The sequence below is a fragment of the Pseudomonas nitroreducens genome (assembly GCF_024170165.1).
GTDB lineage: Bacteria > Pseudomonadota > Gammaproteobacteria > Pseudomonadales > Pseudomonadaceae > Pseudomonas > Pseudomonas nitroreducens_C.
This window is the reverse complement of record NZ_JALJXP010000002.1, coordinates 1-26,731: the sequence shown is the minus strand read 5'-3', so window position 1 is coordinate 26,731 and position 26,731 is coordinate 1. Positions and strand designations below refer to the sequence as shown.

At 62.8% G+C, this 26,731-nt stretch carries 27 protein-coding genes and 2 tRNA genes; 18 read left to right on the top strand and 11 right to left on the bottom strand.

The annotated features are described in order from the left end of the window. Window positions 1-6: 6 nt before the first annotated feature. The 5 genes from pyk to gcl form a co-directional block, all read right to left on the bottom strand. On the bottom strand, window positions 7-1,437 hold the full coding sequence (gene pyk / locus J2T47_RS04460) for a pyruvate kinase (RefSeq protein WP_253442803.1): 1,431 nt from the start codon (window positions 1,435-1,437) through the stop codon (window positions 7-9). Next, entirely contained in the window at window positions 1,434-2,705 is a 1,272-nt protein-coding gene (locus J2T47_RS04455; RefSeq protein ID WP_253442801.1) for a glycerate kinase type-2 family protein, read from the bottom strand. Before J2T47_RS04455 ends, pyk begins: the two co-directional genes overlap by 4 nt. Before the next feature lie 231 nt (window positions 2,706-2,936). Next, complete coding sequence (locus J2T47_RS04450; RefSeq protein WP_045217803.1) at window positions 2,937-3,827, bottom strand: 2-hydroxy-3-oxopropionate reductase; 891 nt, start codon at window positions 3,825-3,827, stop codon at window positions 2,937-2,939. 69 nt (window positions 3,828-3,896) lie between these two features. Continuing rightward, a complete protein-coding gene (gene hyi / locus J2T47_RS04445; protein ID WP_253442799.1) occupies window positions 3,897-4,679 on the bottom strand; it encodes a hydroxypyruvate isomerase in 783 nt (260 codons plus the stop codon). A 136-nt stretch (window positions 4,680-4,815) separates the two neighbouring features. Then, on the bottom strand, window positions 4,816-6,591 hold the full coding sequence (gene gcl, locus J2T47_RS04440) for a glyoxylate carboligase (protein WP_253442796.1): 1,776 nt from the start codon (window positions 6,589-6,591) through the stop codon (window positions 4,816-4,818). Window positions 6,592-6,946: 355 nt separating this feature from the next. Between gcl and J2T47_RS04435 the strand changes: the two genes are divergently transcribed. Beyond that, complete coding sequence (locus tag J2T47_RS04435) at window positions 6,947-7,378, top strand: GlcG/HbpS family heme-binding protein (RefSeq protein WP_205339894.1); 432 nt, start codon at window positions 6,947-6,949, stop codon at window positions 7,376-7,378. A 108-nt stretch (window positions 7,379-7,486) separates the two neighbouring features. Here the strand turns inward: J2T47_RS04435 and J2T47_RS04430 are convergent, their stop codons facing one another. Then, the gene (locus tag J2T47_RS04430; protein WP_253442791.1) at window positions 7,487-8,140 is read right to left on the bottom strand and encodes a TetR/AcrR family transcriptional regulator; all 654 of its coding nucleotides are present in this window, start codon (window positions 8,138-8,140) and stop codon (window positions 7,487-7,489) included. Between the two features lie 192 nt (window positions 8,141-8,332). Between J2T47_RS04430 and moaA the strand changes: the two genes are divergently transcribed. From moaA to J2T47_RS04405, 5 genes are all read left to right on the top strand, one after another. Next, window positions 8,333-9,328 carry a GTP 3',8-cyclase MoaA gene (gene moaA / locus J2T47_RS04425; protein WP_253442788.1) on the top strand — a complete coding sequence of 332 codons (996 nt, stop codon included), beginning with the start codon at window positions 8,333-8,335 and terminating at the stop codon, window positions 9,326-9,328. A gap of 61 nt (window positions 9,329-9,389) precedes the next feature. Then, entirely contained in the window at window positions 9,390-10,220 is an 831-nt protein-coding gene (locus J2T47_RS04420) for a substrate-binding periplasmic protein (protein ID WP_253442786.1), read from the top strand. A gap of 59 nt (window positions 10,221-10,279) precedes the next feature. Then, entirely contained in the window at window positions 10,280-10,615 is a 336-nt protein-coding gene (locus tag J2T47_RS04415) for a low molecular weight protein tyrosine phosphatase family protein (RefSeq protein ID WP_253442783.1), read from the top strand. Beyond that, entirely contained in the window at window positions 10,612-11,097 is a 486-nt protein-coding gene (locus tag J2T47_RS04410) for a hypothetical protein (RefSeq protein ID WP_253442781.1), read from the top strand. Before J2T47_RS04415 ends, J2T47_RS04410 begins: the two co-directional genes overlap by 4 nt. Before the next feature lie 72 nt (window positions 11,098-11,169). Beyond that, window positions 11,170-12,129, top strand: coding sequence for a formate/nitrite transporter family protein (locus J2T47_RS04405; RefSeq protein ID WP_253442778.1), 960 nt, complete (start codon window positions 11,170-11,172; stop codon window positions 12,127-12,129). A 34-nt stretch (window positions 12,130-12,163) separates the two neighbouring features. Here the strand turns inward: J2T47_RS04405 and J2T47_RS04400 are convergent, their stop codons facing one another. Further along, a complete protein-coding gene (locus J2T47_RS04400) occupies window positions 12,164-13,447 on the bottom strand; it encodes an NAD(P)/FAD-dependent oxidoreductase (RefSeq protein ID WP_253442766.1) in 1,284 nt (427 codons plus the stop codon). 186 nt (window positions 13,448-13,633) lie between these two features. Between J2T47_RS04400 and J2T47_RS04395 the strand changes: the two genes are divergently transcribed. Continuing rightward, window positions 13,634-13,710: transfer RNA gene (locus J2T47_RS04395), tRNA-Val, on the top strand. Between the two features lie 339 nt (window positions 13,711-14,049). Here the strand turns inward: J2T47_RS04395 and J2T47_RS04390 are convergent. After that, a complete protein-coding gene (locus J2T47_RS04390; protein WP_253442763.1) occupies window positions 14,050-14,364 on the bottom strand; it encodes a hypothetical protein in 315 nt (104 codons plus the stop codon). 742 nt (window positions 14,365-15,106) lie between these two features. Between J2T47_RS04390 and J2T47_RS04385 the strand changes: the two genes are divergently transcribed. After that, window positions 15,107-15,628: a DUF4946 domain-containing protein gene (locus J2T47_RS04385; protein ID WP_253442761.1), complete on the top strand. Its 522-nt coding sequence runs from the start codon at window positions 15,107-15,109 to the stop codon at window positions 15,626-15,628. Window positions 15,629-15,697: 69 nt separating this feature from the next. Here J2T47_RS04385 and J2T47_RS04380 read toward each other — a convergent pair whose 3' ends face one another. Both J2T47_RS04380 and J2T47_RS04375 read right to left on the bottom strand, forming a co-directional pair. Further along, a complete protein-coding gene (locus tag J2T47_RS04380) occupies window positions 15,698-15,922 on the bottom strand; it encodes a hypothetical protein (protein ID WP_253442758.1) in 225 nt (74 codons plus the stop codon). A 443-nt stretch (window positions 15,923-16,365) separates the two neighbouring features. Next, complete coding sequence (locus J2T47_RS04375) at window positions 16,366-16,719, bottom strand: histone-like nucleoid-structuring protein, MvaT/MvaU family (RefSeq protein WP_253442756.1); 354 nt, start codon at window positions 16,717-16,719, stop codon at window positions 16,366-16,368. A gap of 255 nt (window positions 16,720-16,974) precedes the next feature. Here J2T47_RS04375 and J2T47_RS04370 point away from each other — a divergent pair, with 255 nt between their 5' ends. From J2T47_RS04370 to J2T47_RS04325, 10 genes are all read left to right on the top strand, one after another. Next, the gene (locus tag J2T47_RS04370) at window positions 16,975-17,808 is read left to right on the top strand and encodes an alpha/beta fold hydrolase (RefSeq protein ID WP_253442754.1); all 834 of its coding nucleotides are present in this window, start codon (window positions 16,975-16,977) and stop codon (window positions 17,806-17,808) included. A gap of 241 nt (window positions 17,809-18,049) precedes the next feature. Continuing rightward, window positions 18,050-19,972 carry a threonine--tRNA ligase gene (thrS, locus tag J2T47_RS04365; protein ID WP_253442752.1) on the top strand — a complete coding sequence of 641 codons (1,923 nt, stop codon included), beginning with the start codon at window positions 18,050-18,052 and terminating at the stop codon, window positions 19,970-19,972. Beyond that, window positions 19,972-20,523: a translation initiation factor IF-3 gene (infC, locus tag J2T47_RS04360; RefSeq protein ID WP_184598692.1), complete on the top strand. Its 552-nt coding sequence runs from the start codon at window positions 19,972-19,974 to the stop codon at window positions 20,521-20,523. The genes thrS and infC overlap by 1 nt, the downstream gene beginning before the upstream one ends. Window positions 20,524-20,583: 60 nt before the next feature. Beyond that, a complete protein-coding gene (gene rpmI, locus J2T47_RS04355; protein WP_017516491.1) occupies window positions 20,584-20,778 on the top strand; it encodes a 50S ribosomal protein L35 in 195 nt (64 codons plus the stop codon). A gap of 21 nt (window positions 20,779-20,799) precedes the next feature. Continuing rightward, the gene (gene rplT, locus J2T47_RS04350) at window positions 20,800-21,156 is read left to right on the top strand and encodes a 50S ribosomal protein L20 (RefSeq protein ID WP_045217787.1); all 357 of its coding nucleotides are present in this window, start codon (window positions 20,800-20,802) and stop codon (window positions 21,154-21,156) included. A gap of 97 nt (window positions 21,157-21,253) precedes the next feature. After that, window positions 21,254-22,270, top strand: a complete 1,017-nt coding sequence (pheS, locus tag J2T47_RS04345; protein ID WP_024763164.1) for a phenylalanine--tRNA ligase subunit alpha — start codon at window positions 21,254-21,256, stop codon at window positions 22,268-22,270. Window positions 22,271-22,304: 34 nt separating this feature from the next. Further along, a complete protein-coding gene (pheT, locus tag J2T47_RS04340) occupies window positions 22,305-24,683 on the top strand; it encodes a phenylalanine--tRNA ligase subunit beta (RefSeq protein WP_253442749.1) in 2,379 nt (792 codons plus the stop codon). 3 nt (window positions 24,684-24,686) lie between these two features. Then, the gene (ihfA, locus tag J2T47_RS04335) at window positions 24,687-24,989 is read left to right on the top strand and encodes an integration host factor subunit alpha (protein ID WP_003090661.1); all 303 of its coding nucleotides are present in this window, start codon (window positions 24,687-24,689) and stop codon (window positions 24,987-24,989) included. Then, the gene (locus J2T47_RS04330) at window positions 24,970-25,326 is read left to right on the top strand and encodes a MerR family transcriptional regulator (RefSeq protein WP_015476661.1); all 357 of its coding nucleotides are present in this window, start codon (window positions 24,970-24,972) and stop codon (window positions 25,324-25,326) included. Before ihfA ends, J2T47_RS04330 begins: the two co-directional genes overlap by 20 nt. Before the next feature lie 85 nt (window positions 25,327-25,411). Next, window positions 25,412-25,488 (top strand) — tRNA-Pro (locus J2T47_RS04325). Between the two features lie 64 nt (window positions 25,489-25,552). Here J2T47_RS04325 and J2T47_RS04320 read toward each other — a convergent pair. Beyond that, window positions 25,553-26,047, bottom strand: coding sequence for a BRO-N domain-containing protein (locus tag J2T47_RS04320; protein WP_253442747.1), 495 nt, complete (start codon window positions 26,045-26,047; stop codon window positions 25,553-25,555). Window positions 26,048-26,731 lie beyond the last annotated feature (684 nt).

Here is a 26,731-nt window from a genome sequence, read left to right as displayed (position 1 = left end):
CTTGCATCAAACTTCCAACGCCGGCGCCACCGTCTCGATGCGCAGCATGTTGGTGCTGCCCGGCTGGCCGAACGGCACGCCGGCGGTGATCACCACGGTGTCGCCACGGCGCGCCATGCGCTGGGCCAGGGCGATGTCCAGGGCGGTGGAGCAGATCTCGTCGACGTGGGCGAGCTGCGCGTTGACCACCGAATGGACGCCCCAGGCCACGGTCAGGCGGCGGGCGGATTTGAGTTGCGGGGTCAGGCTCAGGATCGGTGCCTTGGGCCGCTCGCGGGAGGCGCGCAGGGTCGAGGCGCCGGACTCGGTGTAGTTCACCAGCACCGCCACCGGCAGGATCCGGCTGATCCGGCGGATCGCGCAGCTGATGGCGTCGGAGACGGTGGCATCCGGTTCCGGGCGGTTGATTTCCAGCGTGGCCTGGTAGTCCGGCTCGGCTTCGACCTGACGAATGATCTTCGCCATCATCTCCACCGCTTCACGGGGGTACTGGCCCGAGGCGCTCTCGGCGCTGAGCATCACGCAGTCGGCGCCTTCGCTGACGGCGTTGGCGACGTCGGTCACCTCGGCGCGGGTCGGCGCCGGGGAGAAGCGCATGGATTCGAGCATCTGCGTCGCCACCACCACCGGGCGGCCGAGTTGGCGGCAGACCTGGATGATGCGCTTCTGGATGCCCGGCACGCTCTCGGCCGGCATCTCCACGCCGAGGTCACCACGGGCGACCATGATCGCGTCGGACAGCTTGGCGATGGCTTCAATGGACTGCACCGCCGAAGGCTTCTCGATCTTGGCCATGAGGAAGGCCTTGTCGCCGATCAGCTCGCGGGCTTCCTCGATGTCTTCGGGGCGCTGCACGAAGGACAGGGCTACCCAGTCCACGCCCAGCTCCAGGCCGAAGCTCAGGTCACGGCGGTCCTTGGCGGTCAGCGGGCTGAGCTTGAGCACCGCTTCGGGGACGTTGACGCCCTTGCGGTCGGACAGTTCGCCGCTGTTCATCACGCGGGTCTCGATGGCATCGCTGTGGGCGTTGAGCACCTGCAGGCGAATCTTGCCGTCGTCCAGCAGCAGGCTCATGCCCGGCTCCAGCGCCTGGATGATTTCCGGGTGGGGCAGGGTGACGCGCTTGTCGTCGCCCGGCGCATCGTTCAGGTCGAGGGTGAAGGTCTGGCCCTTCTGCAGTTGCACCGCGCCGTCGGCAAAACGACCCACGCGCAGCTTCGGCCCCTGCAGGTCCATGAGGACGCCGATGGGGTAGTTCAGCTCGGCTTCCACTTCGCGCACCCAGGCGAAACGCTGGGCATGGTCGTCGTATTCGCCGTGGCTGAAGTTCAGGCGGAACAGGTTGGCGCCGGCTTCCACCAGGGCGCGGATGTCGTCGCGGCTTTTGATCGCCGGGCCCAGGGTGGCGAGAATTTTTACTTTCTTGTCAGGGGTCATTTGTCGTTCTCGAGGACCAGAATGGCGCGGAAGTCGTTGACGTTGGTGCGGGTCGGCTTGGTAATCACCAGGTCGCCCAGTTCGGCGAAGAAGCCGTAGCCGTTGTTGTTGTCGAGCTCGTGCAGCGGATTCAGGCCGGCCTTGAGGGCGCGGCTGTAGCTGCACGGGCTCATCAGGGCACCGGCGTTGCTTTCCATGCCGTCGATGCCGTCGGTGTCCCCCGCCAGGGCCCAGATGTTCGGTTCACCTTTGAGGTCGGCGGTGAGGCTGAGGAGAAACTCTGCATTGCGTCCGCCACGGCCGTTGCCGCGCACGGTCACGGTGGTCTCGCCACCGGAGAGGATCAGGCACGGCGCCTTCAGCGGCTGGCCATGCTTGCGGATCTGCCGGGCGATGCCGGCGTGGACCTTGGCCACTTCGCGGGATTCGCCCTCCAGGTCGCCCAGGATCAGCGTCGGGATGCCCGCGGCTTCGGCCTTGGCCGCTACCGCGTCGATGGCATGCTGCGGCGTGGCGATCAGTTTGAAGTGGCTGCGCGACAGGCATTCGTCACCGGGTTTGACGGTCTCCGAACGCGGGTCCTCCAGCCAGGCGCGCACGTTCGCCGGGATGTCGATGGCGTAGCGCTTGAGGATCGCCAGGGCGTCGGCGGAAGTGGTCGGGTCGCCCACGGTCGGGCCGGAGGCGATCACCGTGGCCTCGTCGCCGGGCACGTCGGAAATCGCGTAGGTGTAGACGCTGGCCGGCCAGCAGGCGCGGGCCAGGCGGCCGCCCTTGATGGCCGAGAGATGCTTGCGCACGCAGTTCATTTCGCCGATGGCGGCGCCGGATTTCAGCAGCGCCTTGTTCACGTTGCGCTTGTCGTCGAGGCTGATGCCTTCGGCCGGCAGGGCGAGCAGGGCGGAGCCGCCGCCGGAGAGCAGGAAGATCACCCGGTCGTCCTCGGACAGGCCGCTGATCAGTTCCAGCACGCGACGGGCAACGCGTTCGCCGGCGTCGTCCGGCACCGGGTGCGAGGCTTCCACCACTTCGATGCTGCGGCACTGCGCGCCGTAGCCGTAAGGCGCGACCACCAGACCCTGGACGTCGCCATTCCAGTGCTTCTCGGCGACTTCGGCCATGGCCCCGGCGGCCTTGCCGGCGCCGATGACGATGGTGCGGCCGCCCTTGTCGGTGGGCAGGTGCTGCGCCAGTACCTGGGCCGGATGCGCGGCGGCAATGGCGGTGTCGAACAGCTCGCGCAGGAAGGCGCGTGGGTCGAGGCTCATGACAGGCTCCGATGATTCTTGTTGTGGTGTTCCATGGCTCAGGCTTCTCTCTCGAGAAGACTCAGCGATGGAATCGAACATCCCGGCCGGCGAGGCCGTATTCCCTACGGCCGGGTGTTCGAGTCGCTTTGCAGCGTGGCGGGCGAGGCCACTCCCATAACTTCGCCCGTCACTTTGCTCTTTGGCGGATAACGCCGCTGGCGTTATGCGCCGGGGCACAGGCGCGCTATCTCAATCCTTGCGGATGGAGAAGTTGGCCATGTGCTCCAGGCCCTTGATCAGGCCGGAGTGGTCCCAGTTGCTGCCGCCGATGGCCGCGCAGGTGCTGAACACCTGTTGCGCGTTGGCGGTGTTGGGCAGGTTCAGGCCCAGTTCGCGAGCGCCGGCCAGGGCCAGGTTGAGGTCCTTCTGGTGCAGGCTGATGCGGAAGCCCGGATCGAAGGTGCCCTTGACCATGCGGTCGCCGTGCACTTCGAGGATGCGCGAGGAGGCGAAGCCACCCATCAGGGCTTCACGTACCTTGGCCGGGTCGGCGCCATTCTTCGCAGCGAACAGCAGGGCTTCGGCGACGGCCTGGATGTTCAGGGCGACGATGATCTGGTTGGCCACCTTGGCAGTCTGGCCATCGCCATTGCCGCCGACGCGGGTGATGTTCTTGCCCATGGCCTGGAACAGCGGCAGGGCGCGTTCGAAGGTGTTCGGGCAGCCGCCGACCATGATGCTCAGGGAAGCGGCCTTGGCGCCGACTTCACCGCCGGAGACCGGGGCGTCCAGGTACTGCGCGCCGGTGGCCTTGATCTTCTCGGCGAAGGTCTTGGTGGCGGTGGGGGAGATCGAGCTCATGTCGATCACCACCTTGTTCGGGCCCACGCCTTCGGCGATGCCGTCCTTGCGGAACAGCACGTCTTCGACCTGCGGGGTATCCGGGACCATCACGATGATGAACTCGGCTTCCTGGGCGACTTCCTTGGGGTTGGCCAGGGCGACGGCGCCGCCGCTGGCCAGCTCGGCAGGAGCGGCATCGTGGTGGGTGGAAACGAAGATCTGGTGACCTGCCTTCTGCAGGTTCAACGCCATGGGCAGGCCCATGATGCCGGTGCCGATGAATCCGATTTTGGCCATGAGGAATTCTCCTGGTTGTTCTTGTTGGGCTGGCTGGCGCGGTGCGTACCCACAGCGCCGGCCAGCGAATCAGATGACGTTGTGGCTTTTGAGCCAGCCGAGGCCGGCTTCGGTGGTGGTCTTGGGCTTGTATTCGCAGCCGACCCAGCCGCGGTAGCCGATGCGGTCCAGGTGGTCGAACAGGAAGCGGTAGTTGATCTCGCCGGTGCCCGGTTCGTGGCGGCCGGGGTTGTCGGCCAGCTGCACGTGGTTGATCGAGGCGAGGTTCTTCTCGAGGGTCCGCGCCAGGTCACCTTCCATGATCTGCATGTGGTAGATGTCGTACTGCAGGAACAGGTTGGCGCTGCCGACCTTCTCGCGGATGTCCTGGGCCTGCTGGGTGGTCTGCAGGTAGAAGCCGGGGATGTCGAGGGTGTTGATCATCTCCATGACCAGCTTGATGCCCGCGGCTTCGAGCTTGCCCGCCGCGTACTCCAGGTTGTTCAGGAAGGTGTTCTCGATGGTCGCGCAGTCATGACCCTGCGGACGGATGCCGGCCAGGCAGTTGACCTGGGTGTTGCCCAGCACCTTGGCGTAGGCGATGGCCTTGTCGACACCGGCGCGGAATTCCTCGACGCGATCCGGGTGGCAGGCGATGCCGCGCTCGCCCTTGGCCCAGTCGCCAGCGGGCAGGTTGAACAGCACTTGCTCGAGCTTGTTGGCGTCCAGGCGGGCCTTGATCACCTCGGCCTCGACGTCATACGGAAAGAGGTACTCGACACCGCTGAAACCGGCGCGCGCGGCGGCTTCGAAACGGTCGAGGAAGTCCACTTCGGTGAACAGCATGGACAGGTTGGCGCAGAAACGGGGCATGGGGTCACTCCTGTTGAACGGGTGGTGCGTGGTGCTCGGCTTCTTCATGAAAGAGAGCAGGGGGTGGGGGACTCTCCGCCAGGAAATATCCACCCCCAGCTCCTCCCCGCAGGGAGGAGTCGTACGGTCCGGCTGATCAGTCGAGCAGCGAGATGGCAGTCGGTGCGTCGATGCCCTTGAGCGCCAGCTCTTCGAACTCGTTGACCGCGTTGATCTCGGTACCCATGGAGATGTTGGTGACGCGCTCCAGGATGACTTCGACCACCACCGGCACACGGTGCTGCTGCATCAGCTCGCGAGCCTGGGCGAAGGCGGCGCCGATCTGGTTCGGGTCGAACACGCGGATCGCCTTGCAACCCAGACCTTCCACCACCGCGACGTGGTCCACGCCATAGCCGTTGAGCTCCGGTGCGTTGACGTTGTCGAAGGCCAGCTGCACGCAGTAGTCGATCTCGAAGCCGCGCTGCGCCTGACGGATCAGGCCCAGGTAGGAGTTGTTCACCAGCACGTGGATGTACGGCAGGTTGAACTGCGCACCGGCGGCCAGCTCTTCGATCATGAACTGGAAGTCATAGTCGCCCGACAGTGCGACGACCTGACGGCTCGGGTCGGCCTTGACCACGCCCAGGGCTGCCGGAATGGTCCAGCCCAGCGGGCCGGCCTGGCCGCAGTTGATCCAGTGGCGCGGCTTGTACACGTGCAGGAACTGCGCGCCGGCGATCTGCGACAGACCGATGGTGCTGACGTAGCAGGTGTCCTTGCCGAAGAACTCGTTCATCTCTTCGTAGACGCGCTGCGGCTTGACCGGCACGTTGTCGAAGTGGGTCTTGCGCTGCAGGGTGCGCTTGCGCTCGCGGCAGGCTTCGACCCAGGCGCTGCGGTCCTTCAGCTTGCCGGCGGCTTTCCACTCGCGGGCAACTTCGAGGAACACCTCGAGGGCGGAGCCGGCGTCGGACACGATGCCCAGGTCCGGGGTGAACACACGGCCGATCTGGGTCGGTTCGATGTCCACGTGGACGAACTTGCGGCCAGCGGTGTAGACGTCGACCGAACCGGTGTGGCGGTTGGCCCAGCGGTTGCCGATGCCCAGCACCATGTCCGATTCGAGGACGGTGGCGTTGCCGTAGCGGTGCGAGGTCTGCAGACCGCACATGCCGGCCATCAGCGGGTGGTCGTCAGGGATGGTGCCCCAGCCCATCAGGGTCGGGACCACCGGTACGCCGGTCAGCTCGGCGAATTCCACCAGCTTGTCGGAAGCGTCGGCGTTGATGATGCCGCCGCCAGCGCAGATCAGCGGGCGCTCGGCGTCATTGAACAGGGCCAGGGCTTTCTCGGCCTGGGCGCGGGTGGCCTTGGGCTTGTTCACCGGCAGCGGCTCGTAGGCGTCGATGTCGAACTCGATCTCGGCCATCTGCACGTCGAATGGCAGGTCGATCAGTACCGGGCCGGGGCGGCCGCTGCGCATTTCGAAGAAGGCCTTCTGGAAGGCGTAGGGCACCTGGCCCGGCTCCAGCACGGTGGTCGCCCACTTGGTCACCGGCTTGACGATGCTGGTGATGTCGACGGCCTGGAAGTCTTCCTTGTGCATGCGCGCACGGGGAGCCTGGCCGGTGATGCAGAGGATCGGGATGGAGTCGGCGGAAGCCGAGTACAGGCCGGTGACCATGTCGGTACCGGCTGGGCCGGAGGTGCCGATGCACACGCCGATGTTGCCGGCGTTGGTGCGGGTGTAGCCCTCGGCCATGTGCGAGGCGCCTTCCACGTGGCGGGCCAGGACGTGATCGATGCCACCGAGTTTCTTCATGGCCGCATACATGGGGTTGATGGCGGCGCCCGGTACGCCGAAGGCGGTATCGACGCCTTCGCGACGCATGACGAGTACGGCAGCCTCGATTGCTCTCATTCTGGCCATATTTTGTTCCTCGGTTCTTATACTGATTGTGTACAAAAGTTGAGGCGATTCTAGGCAGGCAATTCGACGAAGGTCAAGACGGGTTGTATACGAGGGACTGAGTGGTCATTTTCCCTTGTAGGCCTTCTATTTCGGGTGTTTAGCGGAAAACCTGAACGCAGGGTCAAACTGTCGTTTGAAAAAATGTATACAAAAATAGATGTGAATTGTCCTTTTCAGTTGCTTTGGGTGAGACCTTCGGCTACTAGATTGCGTACAGATTTCTGATACGCGTGTGCGCAGCATTGACCTGTGCACGGCGTGGCCCCGGCTTGTCGACCTTGAACTGCCTTATCAACTTGAAGAGGAAAACCTCATGACCACTCTGAGCCTGGAAACCGCACTGGACATCACCCGTCACGCCCTGGTCGCCAGCCGCGAGCTGTCCACCGCGCCGCTGACCATCGCCGTGCTGGATGCCGGCGGGCATCTGCTGAGCCTGCAGCGTGAAGACGGCGCGAGCATGCTTCGCCCGCAGATCGCCATCGGCAAGGCATGGGGCGCCGTGGCGCTGGGCAAGTCGTCGCGCGTGCTGGCGGCGGACGCTCAGCAGCGCCCGTCGTTCATCGCCGCGGTGAACACCCTGGCACAAGGCAACGTGGTGCCTGCACCGGGCGGCGTGCTGATCCGCAATTCGGCCAATGAAGTGATAGGCGCCATCGGCATCAGCGGCGATGCCTCGGACATCGACGAGCAATGCGCGATCCGTGGCGTGCAGGCGCTGGGCCTGGTCGCTGACGCGGGCTGATCGGAGAAGGGAAGGGCGCGCAGTTCATCGCGCGCTAGGCTTTACCTGTAGGAGCGCGTCATACGCGCGATCGCGGGCATGGCCCGCTCCTACAATTGAGCTTTCAGCTCAGATCGACAACGGCCGCAAACGCCCCTGCGTCTTGGGTTCGCTGCCGCCATCCGGCGCGGTGCCGCGCAGCACCAGGCGGGTGATGGTCTCGGTGGCCGCTTCGAAGTCCGCGTCACTCAGGCTGGTCTTGCCGGTGACCATGGAGATCTGCCAGTCGAAGTCGGCGTAGGTCTGGGTCGCCGCCCAGATGGTGAACAGCAGGTGATGCGGGTCCACCGGCGCCAGCAGGCCGCGGTCGATCCAGCTCTGCAGGCAGGCGATGTTGCGCTGCGCCTGGGCGTTCAGCTCGTCCAGGTATTCCCTGGGCAGGTGCGGCGCGCCATGCATCAGCTCGCTGGCGAATACCTTGGAAGCGTGCGGCAGCTCCTGGGAAATCTTCACCTTGGAGCGGATGTACGCGCGCAGCGCCTCGCTCGGCTCGTCGTCCTCGCGGAACGGCGCGGAGGCCTGCAGCAGCGGTTCCACCACGCTTTCCAGCACGCAACGGTAGAGATTTTCCTTGGACTGGAAGTAGTAGTAGACGTTGGGCTTGGGCAGCCCGGCGCGAGCGGCGATGTCGCTGGTCTTGGTCGCCGCGAAACCCTTCTCGGCGAATTCTTCGCTGGCGGCGCGAAGGATGAGGCGACGGTTACGCTCGCGGATGCTGGTCATTGGCTGGTCTTCTTTCTTGTATTGCGTGGTCACCCAACTAAGCCGGGCATGGTAGCACCGGGCTCCGGAGGCCCTCAACTGAGGCGCTTGTACGCATTTTCCTGACTCGCGGGTCGGTTTTCTGTGTACAGCAGCGCGGTTCTGAGGTATTTCTAGCGCACTTTCGTTCGGCACCTGCCATCCGGAACCTCCATGTCCGATTCCCAGCTGGTCGACCCCTTCGGTCGACGCATCACCTACCTGCGCCTGTCGGTCACCGACCGCTGCGACTTCCGTTGCACCTACTGCATGAGTGAAGACATGCAGTTCCTGCCGCGCGACCAGGTATTGAGCCTGGAGGAGCTGGAAGCCGTCGCCGACGCCTTCATCGGCCTGGGCGTGAAACGCATCCGCATCACCGGTGGTGAGCCGCTGGTGCGCAAGGGCCTGACAAGCCTGCTGGCAAGACTGGGCGCGCGCCCGGAGCTGGACGACCTCTCCATCACCACCAACGGCTCGCAACTGCGCGAGCGCGCGGCCGAGCTGCGCGCTGCCGGCGTGCGCCGCCTGAACATCAGCCTGGATTCCCTGCGCCGCGAGCGCTTCGCCGCCTTCACCCGCTCCGACAAGCTGGAGCAGGTGCTCGACGGCATCGATGCCGCCCGCGAGGCCGGCTTCGAGCGCATCAAGCTCAATGCCGTGGTGCAGAAGGGCCGCAACGACGACGAAGTCTGCGACCTGGTGGCCTTCGCCCTGGAGAAGGGCATCGACATCAGTTTCATCGAGGAGATGCCGCTGGGCAGCGTCAGCAGCCACGAGCGCAAGCAGACCCTGTGCAGCAGCGACGAGGTGCGCGCGCAGCTCGCCGAGCGCTGGCAACTGCTGCCGACGCCCGAGCGCAGCGGCGGGCCGTCGCGCTACTACCGCATCGACGGCTACGCCAGCCGGATCGGCTTCATCTCCCCGCACAGCCACAACTTCTGCGGCGACTGCAACCGGGTGCGGGTGACCGCCGAAGGCAAGCTGGTGCTCTGCCTTGGCCACGAAGGTGCGCTGGACCTGCGCCAACTGCTGCGTGAGCACCCCGGCGACAGCGTGCGCCTGCGCGAAGCGCTGATGCAGGCCTTGCAGCTCAAGCCCGAACGCCATCATTTCGAAGCCGACCAGCAGGTGCAGGTGCTGCGCTTCATGAGCATGACCGGCGGCTGAGTCCGCCACGGCGGGCGCCGGCCCGCATAGAACAAAAACAACAGGCAACAAGGAGAGTCGTTTGAAGCTCAAGGCATTCTGCTGCGCGCTCGCCAGCATCCTTTCCACCGGTGTTTCCACTGTCACCATGGCGCAGACCTACGTCGTCGGCGTCGAGAACCTGGCCTTCTCCCCGCACTACAGCACCGATGCGCAAGGCAACTACCAGGGCTTTGCCCGCGAGGTGCTGGACCTGTTCGCCAGCACCGGCGGCAACACCCTGGAATACCGTCCACTGCCGGTGGATGCACTGCTGCCGGCGCTGCTTTCCGGTCAGGTCGATTTCAAGTATCCGGACAACCCCAACTGGGCACCCGAGCAGAAGGCCGGAAAAACCCTGCGCTACAGCCAGCCGGTGACCCAGTACGTCGACGGCGTACTGGTGGCGCCGGAGCGGCTGGGGCAGGGCGTCGGTGCGCTGAAGACGCTGGCGCTGGTGGATGGCTGGACGCCGCGCGGTTATGAGCAGCCGGTGCAGGCCGGGCATATCGCCCTCGCTCCCAGCGCCGACCTCAAGCAGATGATCCACACTGCACTGAAGAAGCAGGCCGACGGCGTCTATTTCAACGTGGTGGTCGCCACCTTCTACCTGGACAACATCCGCGCGAAGCCGGGCGCGCTGGTGTTCGATCCTTCGTTGCCGCATACGCGCAGCGCTTTCCACCTGTCCACGCTCAAGCATGGCGAGCTGATCGAGCGCTTCGACCGCTTCCTGCTCGATCACGCCAAGGAAGTGGCCGCGCTCAAGCTGAAGTATGGCGTCGAGGCAAGCCTGGACTCCGAGCACCTGGGCGTCGAACAGTGGAAGGTCGACTTCCTCGAACGGCAGAAAGCCAAACAGAAGTCGCCCTGAGCCGCCTTCTTCCCTAGAATCGCCGCTGCCGTTCGCGCGCCAGCCGTAGGGAGGATGAAGTGCGCCGCGCTTTGTTCATCTGCAGCCGCAATCGTTTGCGCAGCCCCACCGCTGAAACTGTCTTCGCCAGCTGGCCGGAGGTCGAGACCGACTCCGCCGGGCTGGCGCCGGACGCGGAAGTTCCGCTGAGCGCCGAGCAGCTGGAATGGGCCGACCTGGTCTTCGTCATGGAGCGCCGGCACCGCCAGGCGCTGCTGCGTCGCTTCGCCGAAGCGATGCGCGGCAAGCGCCTGGTGTGCCTGGATATCCCAGACGACTTCGCCTATCTCCAGCCCGAGCTGGTCGTCCTGCTCGAGCGCAAGGCCGGGCCTTTCCTTCGTCTGGAGCGGGCATGAGCGAGGTCCGCATTGCGCTGCGGGACGGCGTTCTGGTCTGCGCCGGATTCCGTATCCAGGCTCAGCCCGAACCTTCCCTGGCCATCGACGGTGATCTGCTCTGGGCGCTGGAACAGCCGCAGTGGTTTGAGCTGGCGGTGTCGTTGGCGGAGTGCGATGGCGCGCAATGGGTCACGCCGCTACCGCTGGCGCAGCAGGCCGGCTTCGACCCGCAGCGAGTGATCGGCTGGCGCGACGAATCGGTGCGCATCGAGCAGCCCGAGGGCATCGAGGATGCCGAGGCCGCCATCCACTGGTGGCGCGGCGGCACGGTCGAGGATGTGCGCGGACGCATCAGCCATCATCCCTGGGGACGCCTGCTGCGCCTTGAAGGTCCGGGCATCGCCGCGGAGCACATTCTCTTTCCCCATGGGCACGCCTGCGTCTACTTCGGCCATCTCGATACCGACTGGCGCCAGCTGCGCTTCGCCCCGGCGGCCTGACCTCGAAACTTTCCGGAACCGAAGCGGGAAGGGCGCAGCCTAAGTCTGCACTGCCACAGCGAGGTGCCCCGCATGGCCACGGAAAAACCTCCCGCACGCTCCGGCGCGCGCACCCGATCGACGGCGTCGAGCTCGAAGAAGCCTGCTGCCCGTAGCCCGACGCGCAGCTCGAAAACCGCTGGCGATACGGCGGACGAGCTGTCCGCCGAAGAACGGCGCAAGGTCGAGAAAAGCCAGCCGCCTCGCGCGCTGGTGCTGCACGAAGTCATCCGCCTGCAGGGCAATCACGAACTGGAGCGTACCCTGGCGGCGCTCTGGTGGTCTGCGCTGGCCGCAGGACTGACCATCGGCCTGTCGCTGATGGCCATGGGGCTGTTCCGCGCGCGGCTGCCGGAGCACGACATGGCGGTGATCACCACCAGCCTCGGCTACCCGGTGGGCTTCCTGGCGATCATCCTTGCGCGCCAGCAGCTGTTCACCGAGAACACCCTGACGGCGGTGCTGCCGGTCATGAGCGAACCGACGCTGGAAAAGTTCGGGCAGCTGTTGCGGCTGTGGTCGGTGGTACTGGCGGGCAATATCGTCGGCGCGCTGCTGTTCGCCTACGCCATGCTCCATCTGCCGATCTTCGACACCAGGGCCGATCAGGCTTTCCTCGATATCGGCCGCGAGGTGATGGAGAACGACCATTGGCAGATGTTCTCCAAGGGCATCGTCTCCGGCTGGATGATCGCCACCATGGTCTGGCTGGTGCCGGCCGCGGAGAACGCCAAGGTATGGATCATCTTCCTGGTCACCTACCTGATGGCCCTGGGCAGCTTCAGCCACATCGTGGTCGGCACCTGCGAAGTGGGCTACCTGATGTTCGCCGGGGAAGTCGGGCTGGCCGCGTTCATCTTCGACTTCGCCTTGCCGACGCTGGCCGGCAACATCGTCGGCGGCAGTCTGATCTTCGCGCTGATGAGCCACGCCCAGGTGCGCAGCGATACGTCGCCACCGGAGAGGTCCCCGAAAAGAAAAACGGCGCCCTGAGGCGCCGTTTTTTCGAGCGGTGTGCAGCGAGGCGTCAGATGCCCAGCTTGTCACGCATGGTGTAGTACCAGGCACCGATCGCGGAGAACGGGACCTGGAACATGCGGCCGCCCGGGAAGGGGTAGTGCGGCAAGTTGGCGAAGGCGTCGAAACGCTCGGCCTGGCCACGCAGCACTTCGGCCAGCAGCTTGCCGGCCAGGTGGGTGTAGGTGACACCGTGGCCCGAGCAACCCTGGGAGTAGTAGATGTTGTCGCCGATACGGCCAACCTGCGGCAGACGCGAGAGGGTCAGCAGGAAGTTGCCGGTCCAGGCGAAGTCGATCTTCACGTCCTTCAGCTGCGGGAACACCTTGAGCATCTTCGGACGAATGATCGCCTCGATGTTCGACGGGTCGCGCGCACCGTAGACCACGCCACCGCCGAAGATCAGGCGGTTGTCGCCGGTCAGGCGGTAGTAGTCGAGCAGGTAGTTGCAGTCTTCGACGCAGTAGTCGGTCGGCAGCAGGGACTTGGCCAGGTCGGCGCTCAGCGGCTCGGTGGTGATCACCTGGGTGCCGCACGGCATGGACTTGGAAGCCAGTTCCGGCACCAGGCCGCCGAGGTAGGCGTTACCGGCTACGACGATGAACTTGGCCTTAACGCGGCCTTGCGGGGTGTGCACGACCGGGTTGGCGCCACGGTCGATCTTCACGGCAGGGGACTGCTCGTGGATCACGCCGCCCAGGGACTCCACGGCTGCAGCTTCGCCCAGGGCGAGGTTCAGCGGGTGGATGTGGCCGCCGCTCATGTCGAGCATGCCGCCGACATAGCTGTCGGTGCCCACGACTTCACGGATGCGCTTGGCGTCCATCAGTTCCAGCTGGGTGTGGCCGAAGCGCTCCCACAGCTTTTTCTGCGATTCCAGGTGGCCCATCTGCTTGGCGCTGAGGGCTGCGAACACGCCGCCGTCCTTCAGGTCGCACTGGATGTTGTACTTGGCGATGCGCTCGCGAATGATGCGGCCGCCTTCGAAGGCCATGTCGCCCAGCAGTTTGGCCTGCTTGGCACCAACGCTGCGTTCGATGACGTCGATGTCGCGGCTGTAGCTGTTGACGATCTGGCCGCCGTTACGGCCCGACGCGCCGAAGCCAACCTTGGCGGCTTCCAGCACGGTGACCTTGAAGCCGTTTTCCAGCAGGAACAGGGCAGTCGACAGGCCGGTGTAGCCTGCGCCGATCACGCAGACATCGGTTTCCACCTCGCCCTGCAGTTCAGGACGGGCCGGGACCGGGTTGGCCGAGGCTGCGTAATAGGAAGAGGGGTAGGAAGTGTGCGGCATAATGCACCTGTGTTTGTTATTTTTTACGAGATGTGCGGATGCTACCTGAGTAGAATCTGGCCGGCTAGTGCCCGTGCAAAATAATTTACGGACGGTCGAACATAAAAAAATTCACTTTTTCAGTGGCTTAGCTGAAAAAAGTGCTTGACGCTCTAAAACGATCGCGTAGAATGCGCCCCACACGACAGGCACATAGCTCAGTTGGTTAGAGCACCACCTTGACATGGTGGGGGTCGTTGGTTCGAGTCCAATTGTGCCTACCAAACATAATCGCTTCGGCGATTTCAGAAAGGGCGATCCGAAAGGGTCGCCCTTTTTGTTTTGGGCGTTTTCAGGTCTCAGGAAAGGCGCTTTCCCGTTCTGTAGTGTCGGAGCGTTGCTGCATGAGCGCCTTCTACCCATGTTCCTGCTTCTGCCGGACTGTCATCTTCAGGTGGTCGCGGCCTGGTGACGCTTGCGCCCGCCCGATCAGGAAGCCCTCCTTTATATAGCGCTGGAATCTTCTGCTGGCAGTTCGGGCGCCGAGAGGTGTTCGCTCCTTGGCTGCTCGGTCGCGGGCTGATGGGCGGGGTGAGGGAAGGGGCGGAAAGTCGGCGTGACCTCTAGTTCATTGCGTTTCTGCGTTCGCTGTAGTCTTCGTACTGCCGGCATTTCTGTTCGGCGTTGGCGTAGGCCTGATCGGGCGTCTGGTCGCCGTGGTAGCCGAAGCGCACGAAGTACCTGACGATTACCTGCGTATCCGCGTCGAGCTTGGCACTGCCCTCATGAACGGCCGCTATGGCCTGTTGTTCGGTTTTCCCTTCGTTTCGGTACAGCGCTCCCGCGCGTGCAAACAGGCCGATGCCGGTGCAGAAGTCGGATGCTTGAGCGCCGCTGGCGACAGTCATGAGCAGGAACAACGCTGTGAGCTTCTTCATTTTCCCTCACTGAGCCTGCGATTTCGTTCTACCTGTCAGTATGGCGCCTGCTGCGGTCTTCTGCTCGTCCGGTGTCTGGTTCTCTGGCTGATCGTTGATCTGGGAGCCTGGGTGGTGATGGTAAACAAAAACGCCCGATGCAGTGCATCGGGCGTTGTCTTATCGGCGGTTTTCGAAACCGGGGCCGCCGCCGTGGCCACCACCTCCGTGACTGTTGCCGCCACCCGGGCCGCCACCGCCTGGGCCGCCGAATGGCGGGAAGAACGGCCAGCAGCCGGAGAGCAGTACGAGGGAGGTGAGCAGAGCGGCTTTGGTCAGCTTGGACAACATCGAGACACCATGAGGCATGAAAAAATCGGCGCAAAGTAGACCCGCCGGCGGCGCGGGTGTCTCGAATAATTTGGTATCGGCAAGGTAAGTATTGTGTCGGCGCCGATGCATTGCCGGCGATCGAGGGAGGGACTACAGGCACTAACGAGAAGCTCCGTACCTGGAGAGAGCGGGGCTTCAGGGTGGAAGCTTATTGGGGGCTGCAAGTTGGTCGGTTCGCCGGCTGCACCGTGAATGTAGCTCCGGCTCTGCGTCCTTCCGGTGGCTGGGCTATCAGGCCTCGTCAGTGGCGCTTGGCGCTGGATGGGCGGTCCGGTAGGGTCGCTTTCTTGCTGGCTCTCGAACGAGTGGCTGGCCCGCGAAATTGCAGGGGTGCCTGCTACGGTATCCCTTTGGGGGCTCGGAGGTGGTGATGAGTGGTCTGCGATCCTGGTTGTTGCTCGGCGTGTTGTGGCTGCCGCTGTCAGCATTGGCGGATATGCAGGTGATCTGGCCGCAGGGCTGGGAGGTTTCGCGCTCGCCAGCGGATGCGGCGGCTGATGCGCCTGTGGTTCGTCAGCGTGGCGTGCGCATGGCGGAGGATGGCTCCCAGGACCTGGTCATGGAGGTCACTCGCAGTCGGCTCGGCTCTGCTGCCAAGGTCAGTGTCGAGAATGTCATCGTCGAGATGCGCAAGGCGCTGCAGAAGGACTTCATGCGTCAGGGATTCCAGGCGGCGTGCAGCAAGCCGCTGGATGCCAGGCTGGGTGGGCTGGCGGGGCTGGAGGTCCATTGTGGCATCAGCCAGAACGGCACCGAGGTGCTCAAGCAGACCGTGCAGGTCGCGTTGGGTGATGGGGCGGCGTACTCGCTGACCTATGCGGCACCCTCGGAGCGTTATGCGGCGCTGATGGCGGAGATCGAATCGGTGAAGGCGGGCATCAGTCTCAACTGAGTGCTGCCTATATAGAGAAGGCAGAAAAGCAAAAGCCCCGCTCATGCGGGGCTTTTTTCGTTTTCAGGCTCAGGCAGCGATGGTGGCTTGCACTCGCTGGATCACCGCGTTCAGCGGCACCTCGCCCAGGTACTGCTGGGGGTAGAGGCGCTCGGTGTGCTTGGCGATGCCATGCTCGTTGACCAGGGTGAAGCTGAAACCATGCTTGCGCTTGGCCTGGATGACGCAGTTCAGAGGGGCGAAGGCCGCCGAGAGGGTGCGAATCGCCTCCTGGATTTGCAGGGAGGTTTTCATTGTCTTGTCTTTCCAAATAGGTAACGGTCCTATGACCGTCGAAATCGTCAAAAGCTCCGGGTGCAATCTGAGAATGCAGAAAGCGTGTGACCGGAATATGGCAGCGATTGGAAACTTGAGGGTCTGTTCGCGTCAGGCTGCGATGTTGGGTGAAAGCAGAGGATCTGACGTGGGGCGCTGATCGCTCGGGCAAATGTTCCTGGCACGGTTGGCGTGCTCTGGAATCGATGCGGAGGATGCGCTGGCCGTGGCCCTGTAGAGCCCAGCTTCTGCCCTGGATCAGGTAGGGAGTGCTGGGAGGGGCGACCTTGGGTTTGGTGTTCGCTGTCGGCCAGTATAAGGAATTCTTCTAACGATGGCTAGTTTTTATACAGCCGCCTGTCAGAAGTCGCCGAGCGAAGGAGAAATTCCGCGGAGCGGGAGCGCTCCGCGGAAGATCGGTCTTACTGCAGCCAGGATTCCACGGTGTCGCCACCGTACTGCTGTTTCCAGGCTTTCAGGGTCTTGTGGTTGCCACCCTTGGTTTCGATGGTCTCGCCATTGTGCGGGTTCTTGTAGACCTTGAGTTGGCGAGTGCGGCGCGGTTGTTGCGCGGCGGCGGGCTCGGTGGAAGTCTGCGGGTCGAGAATGTCGACGACATTACGCAGGTTCATGCCGTACTGGTCCATCAAGGCTTGCAGTTGATCCTTGAACTCCAGTTCTTTTTTCAGGCCGCCATCGCTCTTGAGTTTCTCGAGCAGGGCGAGTTGTTCCTGGAGTTTGCGCTCGGCTTCGCGGAATTCCGCAAGTTTGGACATCTGGGTGCTCCCGTGTCTTGGGTGATTAGTACGGCGCAATTCTGTGTTCTGATGAATGTACGCGTCAACTGAATATATGAATTGTTGCGATTGGGAAAACACACTTTAAATGTTAACGAAGCATGAAACCTTGGCCGACTAATTGATCGATCGGGGATAATGCGCGAGCTAAAGGGTGCCGCTGGGTTTTCCGTCGGCCGGTAGTCCTTGCAAAACCTGTGTGCTTTATTGTGGTGCGTTGCGTGCGAGTTCTGGATGAATAACGAGATAGTGCAATACCGGGTCAATGATTATGCACTGGCGTGCCAGGTGGCCGGGCAGGGCGTTCCGCTGCTGCTGGTGCATGGGTCGCTCTGCGACTACCGCTACTGGCAGGCGCAGGTCGAGGCGTTGTCGGCCCGTTACCAGGTGGTGGTGCCCAGTCTGCGTCACTATTTTCCGGAGCAGTGGGATGGGCAGGGGCCGGGTTTTACCACGCAGCAGCATGTTGATGATCTATTGGCATTGCTTGATCAGTTGCCGGGCCCGGTTCATCTGCTGGGGCATTCGCGTGGCGGCAATATATGTCTGCGAGTGGCGCTGGCAGCTCCGCAGAAACTGCGCTCGTTGACGCTCGCCGACCCTGGCGGAGACTTTGCCGATGATGTTTTCACTCAGGTGAATATCGAAGCGCCCGTATCGCCCTTAGCGCGCAATCAGTTTCGCCAGCAGGCGCTGGAGATGATTCGCGCGCGACAGGTAGAAGAGGGGCTGCAACTTTTTGTCGATACAGTCAGTGGCGCAGGGGTCTGGTCGCGGTCTTCCCGTCAGTTTCGTGAAATGGCGACAGCCAATGCCATGACATTGGTTGGGCAGGTCGCCGATCATCCTGCGCCTATTGATCATGTGCAGATCTCGAAATTGCAGTTGCCGGTGTTGCTGATCGGCGGGGCGAAAAGTCCGGAACCGTTCCCGCGAATTATTCAGGCACTGCAATCGACACTGCCGGATGTGCGGTCGGCGATGATTCCTGGTGCGTCCCACGGCATGAATGTGATCCGTCCGGCGTCCTTTAATCGCACCGTGCTGGAATTTGTCTCGCAGTACTGAGCGAGATCAGGCTTGCCGCTCGTCAGTTTCCCCGACTTGCAGTAACATCCCCCGTCCTGCCCGCTATCGTTTGCGGGCAGATTGTCGAATTCTTCCAGTGATCTACGTCCGCGCGCGAAAGCGCAGGGTGCCGACAAGGCGCCTGCCACTGTGAGGCAGGCCTGCCCGGCGGGCGACGCTTACTGGCACATCCCAACCCATGTGGCCTTTCGTAGGGGTCACCACTAGGAGAGGAGGCGCCATGCCCATCATTACTCTTCCCGACGGTAGTCAGCGTTCCTTCGATCATCCGGTCAGCGTGACCGAGGTGGCGCAATCCATTGGCGCGGGCCTGGCGAAAGCCACCCTGGCCGGCAAGGTCAACGGCCGCCTGGTCGATGCCTGCGACATCATCGACAGCGACGCGACCCTGCAGATCATCACCCCGAAGGACGAGGACGGGCTGGAAATCATCCGCCACTCCTGCGCTCACCTGGTGGGCCATGCGGTCAAGCAGTTGTACCCGACTGCGAAGATGGTCATCGGTCCGGTGATCGACGAAGGCTTCTATTACGACATCGCCTTCGAGCGCCCCTTCACGCCGGAAGACATGGCTGCCATCGAAAAGCGCATGGCCGAGCTGATCGAGAAGGACTACGACGTCATCAAGAAGATGACGCCGCGCGCCGAAGTCATCGAGACCTTCAAGGCCCGTGGTGAGGAGTACAAGCTGCGCCTCATCGACGACATGCCGGACGAGAAGGCCATGGGCCTGTACTTCCATGAGGAGTACGTGGACATGTGTCGTGGCCCGCACGTGCCGAACACTCGTTTCCTGAAGGCCTTCAAGCTGACCAAGATTTCCGGCGCCTACTGGCGTGGCGATTCGAAGAACGAGCAGCTGCAGCGCGTCTATGGCACTGCCTGGGCGGACAAGAAGCAGCTGGCTGCCTACATCCAGCGCATCGAGGAAGCCGAGAAGCGCGATCACCGCCGCATCGGCAAGCAACTCGACCTCTTCCACCTCCAGGAAGAAGCACCGGGCATGGTCTTCTGGCACCCGAACGGCTGGACCGTCTATCAGGTGCTCGAGCAGTACATGCGCAAGGTGCAGCGCGACCACGGCTACGTGGAAGTCCGCACCCCGCAGGTTGTCGACCGCATCCTCTGGGAGCGCTCCGGTCACTGGACCAACTACGCCGAAAACATGTTCACCACGTCGTCGGAAAGCCGCGACTTCGCGGTCAAGCCGATGAACTGCCCGTGCCACGTACAGATCTTCAACCAGGGCCTGAAGTCCTACCGCGACCTGCCGCTGCGCCTCGCTGAATTCGGCGCGTGCCACCGCAACGAGCCGTCTGGCGCGCTGCATGGCATCATGCGCGTGCGTGGCTTCACCCAGGACGACGCCCACATCTTCTGCACCGAAGAGCAGGTGAAGAAGGAAGCCGCCGACTTCATCAAACTGACCCTGCAGGTCTACTCGGACTTCGGTTTCAGCGACGTCTCCATGAAGCTGTCCACTCGTCCGGCCAAGCGCGTCGGTTCCGAAGATCTGTGGGATCGCGCCGAAAGTGCTCTGGCCGACGCTCTGAACGAATCCGGCCTGGAGTGGGAATACCAGCCGGGTGAGGGCGCCTTCTACGGTCCGAAGATCGAGTTCACCCTGAAGGACTGCCTCGGCCGTAACTGGCAGTGCGGCACCCTGCAGTACGATCCGAATCTTCCGGAGCGTCTGGATGCCAGCTATATCGCCGAAGATAACAGCCGTATCCGTCCGGTCATGCTGCACCGTGCGATTCTCGGCTCCTTCGAACGCTTCATCGGCATGCTCATCGAGCACTACGCCGGCCAGTTCCCGGCCTGGCTCGCACCGACCCAGGCTGTGGTGATGAATATCACTGACAAGCAGGGCGAATGGGCCGAAGAAGTGGTGCGTCAGCTCGAGCAAAGCGGATTCCGTGCCAAGTCTGACTTGAGAAACGAGAAAATTGGCTTTAAAATCCGCGAGCATACTTTGCTCAAGGTTCCCTATCTGCTGGTCATCGGTGATAGGGAAGTTGAATCGCAGGCCGTCGCCGTACGTACGCGCGAAGGGGCAGACCTCGGCTCGATGCCGGTCGCCCAGTTCGCTGAGCTGCTTGCTCAGGCGGTTTCCCGGCGTGGTCGCCAAGACTCGGAGTAATCATTATTAAGCGTGAAATGAGACAGGATAAGCGGGCTCTCCCGAAACCGCCGATCAACGAGAACATCACCGCCCGTGAGGTTCGTCTGATTGGTGCTGACGGTCAGCAGATCGGCGTGGTCTCCATCGATGAGGCTCTCCGTCTGGCTGACGAGGCCAAGCTGGACCTGGTGGAAATTTCTGCTGATGCGGTGCCCCCTGTCTGCCGCATCATGGACTACGGCAAGCACCTCTTCGAGAAGAAGAAGCAAGCCGCTGCTGCGAAGAAAAACCAGCACCAGCAACAGATCAAAGAAATCAAGTTTCGTCCAGGGACGGAAGAAGGGGATTACCAGGTAAAACTACGCAACCTGGTACGTTTCCTTAATGAAGGGGACAAGGCCAAGGTATCGCTTCGATTCCGTGGTCGTGAGATGGCCCACCAGGAGCTGGGCATGGAGCTGTTGAAGCGGGTCGAAACCGACCTCGCCGAAATCGGCACCGTGGAACAGCATCCTAAGCTGGAAGGACGCCAGCTGATGATGGTCATCGCTCCCAAGAAGCGTAAATAACCTCCCGGGCACTGGCAGGCCTGATGGTTATCAGTTGTTAACGAATGCGGAGTACCAAACATGCCAAAGATGAAAACCAAGAGTGGCGCCAAAAAGCGCTTCAAAGTGACTGCTGGTGGCATCAAGCACAAGCACGCTTTCAAGAGCCACATCCTGACCAAAATGACCACCAAGCGTAAGCGTCAGCTGCGCGGCACTTCGATGCTCGCTGCTTCCGACGTTCGCCGTGTAGCGCGCTCCCTGCGTCTGCGTTGATTTCTGGTAGAGGATAAATAAATGGCTCGTGTTAAGCGTGGCGTAATTGCCCGTCGTCGTCACAAAAAGATTCTGAAGCTCGCAAAAGGCTACTACGGCGCGCGTTCGCGTGTGTTCCGTGTTGCCAAGCAGGCGGTAATCAAGGCAGGCCAATACGCCTACCGCGACCGTCGTCAGCGCAAGCGTCAGTTCCGCGCTCTGTGGATCGCTCGTATCAACGCTGGTGCTCGTCTGAACGGTCTGTCCTACAGCCGTCTGATCGCTGGCCTGAAAAAAGCGGCCATCGAGATCGACCGTAAGGTCCTGGCCGATCTGGCTGTGAACGAAAAAGCGGCGTTTACCGCAATTGTCGAGAAAGCGAAAGCCAGCCTGGCTTAAGCCCCGCGACAGTTACCGGATCTTCGTCCGGACGTAACGTCACCGATAGGGGAAGAGCCTTACCGCTCTTCCCCTATTTTGTATCTGGAGTTGGTACATGGAAAACCTGGACGCGCTGGTCTCGCAGGCCCTGGACGCCGTGCGGAACACCGAAGACGTCAACGCCCTGGAGCAGATCCGGGTTCACTACCTCGGCAAGAAAGGCGAGCTGACCCAGGTCATGAAGACCCTGGGCGACCTGCCGGCCGAAGAGCGCCCCAAGGTCGGTGCGCTGATCAACGTCGCCAAGGAAAAGGTTCAGGATGTGCTGAACGCCCGCAAGGCTGAGCTGGAGGGCGCCGCCCTCGCCGCCAAGCTGGCAGCCGAGCGCATCGACGTGACCCTGCCGGGCCGCGGCCAGTCCTCTGGCGGCCTGCACCCGGTCACCCGCACCAAGGAGCGCATCGAGCAGTGCTTCACCCGCATCGGCTATGAAGTCGCCGAGGGTCCGGAAGTCGAAGACGACTACCACAACTTCGAAGCGCTCAACATTCCGGGTCACCACCCGGCTCGTGCCATGCACGACACCTTCTACTTCAATGCGAACATGCTGCTGCGCACCCATACCTCGCCGGTACAGGTCCGCACCATGGAAAACCAGAAGCCGCCGATTCGCATTGTCTGCCCGGGCCGCGTCTACCGCTGCGACTCCGACCTGACCCACTCGCCCATGTTCCACCAGGTCGAAGGTCTGCTGGTCGATGAAGACGTCAGCTTCGCCGACCTCAAGGGCACCATCGAAGAATTCCTCCGCGCCTTCTTCGAGAAGGAATTCTCCGTCCGCTTCCGCCCGTCCTTCTTCCCCTTCACCGAGCCTTCGGCGGAAGTCGACATCCAGTGCGTACTCTGCAGCGGCAAGGGTTGCCGCGTCTGCAAGCAGACCGGCTGGCTGGAAGTCATGGGCTGCGGCATGGTCCACCCCGACGTGCTGCGCATGTCCGGCATCGACCCCGAGAAATACCAGGGCTTCGCCTTCGGCATGGGTATCGAGCGCCTGGCCATGCTGCGCTATGGCGTGAACGACTTGCGCCTGTTCTTCGACAACGATCTGCGGTTCCTCGGCCAGTTCCGCTAGCCCGCACGACCGTCAACGCATTTAGGAGAGCAGGATGAAATTCAGTGAACAGTGGCTGCGGAGCTGGGTAAATCCGCAGGTATCCCGTGACGAGCTGGTGGCTCGTCTGTCCATGGCCGGCCTCGAGGTCGACGCCGTGATCCCGGTTGCCGGCCAGTTCAGCGGTGTGGTCGTCGGCGAAGTGCTGTCGACCGAGCAGCACCCGGACGCCGACAAGCTGCGCGTTTGCCAGGTCAGCAACGGTTCGGAGACCTTCCAGGTCGTCTGCGGCGCGCCCAACGTGCGCCCGGGCCTGAAGATTCCCTTCGCCATGATCGGCGCCGAACTGCCGGGCGACTTCAAGATCAAGAAAGCCAAGCTGCGCGGCGTTGAATCCAACGGCATGCTCTGCTCGGCCAAAGAGCTGGAAATCAGCGAAGAGAACGCCGGCCTGATGGAGCTCGCCGCGGATGCGCCGGTGGGCGCCAATGTGCGCGACTACCTCGAGCTGAACGACGCCTCCATCGAGATCGGCCTGACCCCGAACCGCGGCGACTGCCTGTCCCTCACCGGCCTCGCCCGCGAAGTCGGCGCGCTGTACAGCGCCGAGGTCAAGCCGGTGGTGGTCAACGCTGTTGCTCCGCATATCGATGATGTACGCAGCATCGAGCTGCTGGCACCCAAGGCTTGCCCGCGCTACCTCGGCCGCGTCATCCGCAACGTCGACCTGAGCAAGCCATCCCCCCTGTGGATGGTCGAGCGCCTGCGTCGTTCCGATATCCGCAGCATCGACGCCGCCGTCGACATCACCAACTACGTGATGATCGAACTGGGCCAGCCGATGCACGCCTTCGACCTTGATGAGATCAAGGGCGGCATTCGCGTGCGCATGGCGGAGGAGGGCGAGAAGCTCGTCCTGCTCGACGGCCAGGAAGTCACCCTGCGTGCCGACACCCTGGTGATCGCCGACCACGAACGCGCCCTGGCCATCGCTGGCGTGATGGGTGGCGAGCACAGCGGCGTCAGCGCCAAGACCCGCGACCTGTTCCTTGAAAGCGCCTTCTTCGACAACATCGCCGTGGCCGGCAAGGCCCGCTCCTATGGCCTGCACACCGATGCCTCGCACCGCTTCGAGCGTGGCGTGGACTCGCAGCTGGCTCGCCGCGCCATGGAGCGCGCCACCGAACTGCTGCTGCAGATCGTTGGTGGCGAAGCCGGCCCGATCGTTGAGCAAGCCAGCGAGGCCGACCTGCCGAAGGTCGCACCGGTCACCTTGCGTGCCGAGCGCGTCACCCAGATGCTGGGCATGACCCTGGAAAACGCCGAGATCGAGCGTCTGCTCACCGCTCTGGAATTCGACGTCCAGAAAGCTGGTACCGATGCCTGGACCGTGGGTGTGCCGAGCCATCGCTTTGACGTCTCCATCGAAGTCGACCTGATCGAAGAGCTGGGCCGCCTGTACGGTTACAACCGTCTGCCGGTCCGCTACCCGCAGGCCCGCCTGGCGCCGAACACCAAGTCCGAGTCCCAGGCCGAACTGCCGGCGCTGCGCCGCCTGCTGGTCGCCCGCGACTACCAGGAAGCCATCACCTACAGCTTCATCGATCCCAAGCTGTTCCAGCTGTTCCACCCAGGCGTTGAGCCGCTGATGCTGGCCAACCCGATCTCCGCCGACATGGCCGCCATGCGCGCCTCGCTCTGGCCGGGTCTGGTGAAGTCCCTGCAGCACAACCTCAACCGCCAGCAGACCCGCGTGCGCCTGTTCGAAAGCGGCCTGCGTTTCGTCGGTCAGCTGGAGGGCCTGGTGCAGGAAAACATGCTCGCCGGCGTCGTCTGCGGTGCCCGTCAGCCGGAAGGTTGGGCCAACGGCCGCGAGAGCGTCGACTTCTTCGACGTGAAAGCCGACGTCGAAGCGCTGCTGGGTAATGCCGGCGCCCTCGAAGCCTTCACCTTCTCCCCGGCGGAACACCCGGCACTGCACCCGGGCCAGACCGCCAAGATCGAGCGCGACGGCGTGCTGGTCGGCTATCTGGGCGCCCTGCACCCGGAGCTGGCCAAGGCGCTGGACCTGGATCGCCCGGTCTACGTCTTCGAGCTGGTACTGGCCGAAGTCGCCAAGGGCCGCCTGCCGAAATTCAGCGAACTGTCGCGCTTCCCCGAAGTGCGCCGTGACCTCGCGCTGATCGTCGATCTGGATACCCCGGCCGAGTTCGTCCTGGCAAATATCCGTGAAACGGCGGGCGAATGGCTGACGGACCTCAGGCTCTTTGACGTCTACCACGGTAAAGGCATTGATCCGCTTAGAAAAAGCTTGGCCGTTGGCTTGACCTGGCAGCATCCATCACGCACTCTTAATGATGACGAGGTGAACGCGACTACGCAGAATATCGTCGCCTCGCTGGAACAAAGGTTCAACGCCACGTTAAGGAAGTAGCGTATGGGGGCTCTGACGAAAGCTGAAATTGCTGAACGTCTGTACGAAGAGCTGGGCCTGAATAAGCGGGAAGCCAAGGAACTGGTGGAGCTCTTCTTCGAAGAGATCCGCCAGGCGCTGGAGCATAACGAACAGGTTAAGTTGTCGGGTTTCGGCAACTTCGACCTGCGCGACAAGCGCCAGCGTCCCGGACGCAACCCGAAGACGGGAGAGGAAATCCCGATCACAGCCCGGCGCGTCGTCACCTTTCGTCCAGGGCAGAAACTGAAGGCCAGGGTTGAAGCTTATGCTGGAACCAAGTCATAACGACGAGTTGCCCCCCATCCCGGGCAAGCGCTATTTCACCATCGGTGAAGTGAGCGACCTTTGCGCGGTGAAGCCGCATGTGCTGCGGTACTGGGAACAGGAATTTCCGCAACTCAACCCGGTCAAGCGAAGGGGCAACCGGCGCTATTACCAGCGCCAGGACGTGCTCATGATTCGCCAGATCCGTGCGCTGCTCTATGACCAGGGCTTCACCATCGGTGGAGCCCGTCAGCGCCTCACCGGCGACGAAGCCCGCGAGGACGCCACCCAGTACAAGCAACTGATCCGGCAGATGATCGCCGAATTGGAAGATGTGCTGCATGTGCTTCGCAAGTAACTGAAAAAAATGAAAAAAGCACTTCTCCAAAGCAAATGCTTGGGGTATAGTGCGATCCGCTTCTGAGGGAACTTGGAAGCAACGTCGGGGCGTAGCGCAGCCTGGTAGCGCACTTGCATGGGGTGCAAGGGGTCGAGTGTTCGAATCACTCCGTCCCGACCAAATTTGAAAAGGCCGGTTCAGCAATGAATCGGCCTTTTTGCTTTCCTCTGTTTCGCAATGCTACCTAGATCGATCGCCAACTCGGCGCGTCCCTCAGCGCCCAATCATCCTGGGCGGCCAGGAAGGTCGGCAGGTCCCGTCGAGCTATCCAGATTTCGCCTTGCCACTTGATGACGCCGATGCGCTGGTTGGCCCAGGTCATGAAGGTGCGCTGGGGATGGGTGTCGGGGATGTGCTGGGTGTCGTGGAGGGTGGGGAGGACTTCGTCGCTGAGCCATTTGGCGATGTGGCGGTGTTCGGGGTGCCAGAAGCGGTAGAGGGCTTTGTAGGCGCCGGATTCGCTGATGACTTCCACTTCCTCGCGGAAGCCGCTGAGGTATTCCAGGATGACGGCGCGTTTCTGTTCCGGGTCCATGCGCTGGGGGAGGCGGTAGGGGCGGTGGGCGTTGATCAGGCGGGCGAAGTCGTGGGCGACGAACCAGGGCTGGCGGTCGATCAGGACGGCGCGTAGTTGGTGGGCGTGACGTTGGAAAACGAATGGCCGATAGGTGTCTTGCATGATGGAGCTCCATCTACGAGGTTGAGGAGCCGCCACGCGTCGTCGCTATTCGAAGGGTGGCGGACCGCGCAGGGTTAGCGAACCGGGAGATGGAACCGGCAGACCCGAGGGTCTCCCCGCGCGATCCGCCATAGAGCCAGTAGTGAATACTACAGGCGTGAAAGGGCCTACAGGAAACCTTCGCTGTTTCCCGCATGCGCTTTCAGCGCAGTCGCGCCATCTCTCAAGTCGCTAAACCTGGTCACGGGATTGACCGTGACGGGCGGAGGATGGGGGAGGGTTTGCCGAGGCGGCAACCTGCAAAGCGCGTAGGAATCCGGGAAGCGCGCTGGGGATGTGAGGTTCAGCGGTGCCTTCTTTATATAGGCAGCAGGGCGCAGCTGGCTGGAAGCCGTTGCTGCGCCGGTGCGGAGAGGGGCAGGCACGTGCTGCTTCTATATAGAAGGGAGGAGGGGAGAAGCCCCTTTGTCATCTTTTTGCAAAAAGTCGTTGACGGCCGATTTAAACTTCCTATAATGCGCACCACTCCCAGCGACGAAGCGCTGAAAGAACTTGAAAATCAAGTACTTACAGAGATTCTAAGGTGAGAGTGGTGATCAGGCAGGTGATTCACTTGCCGCTCTTCATTGGCTGCTCCGGCAGCGAGCTGAAAAGAAGGTCGCCGAGGTGCTTGACAGTGAGTTT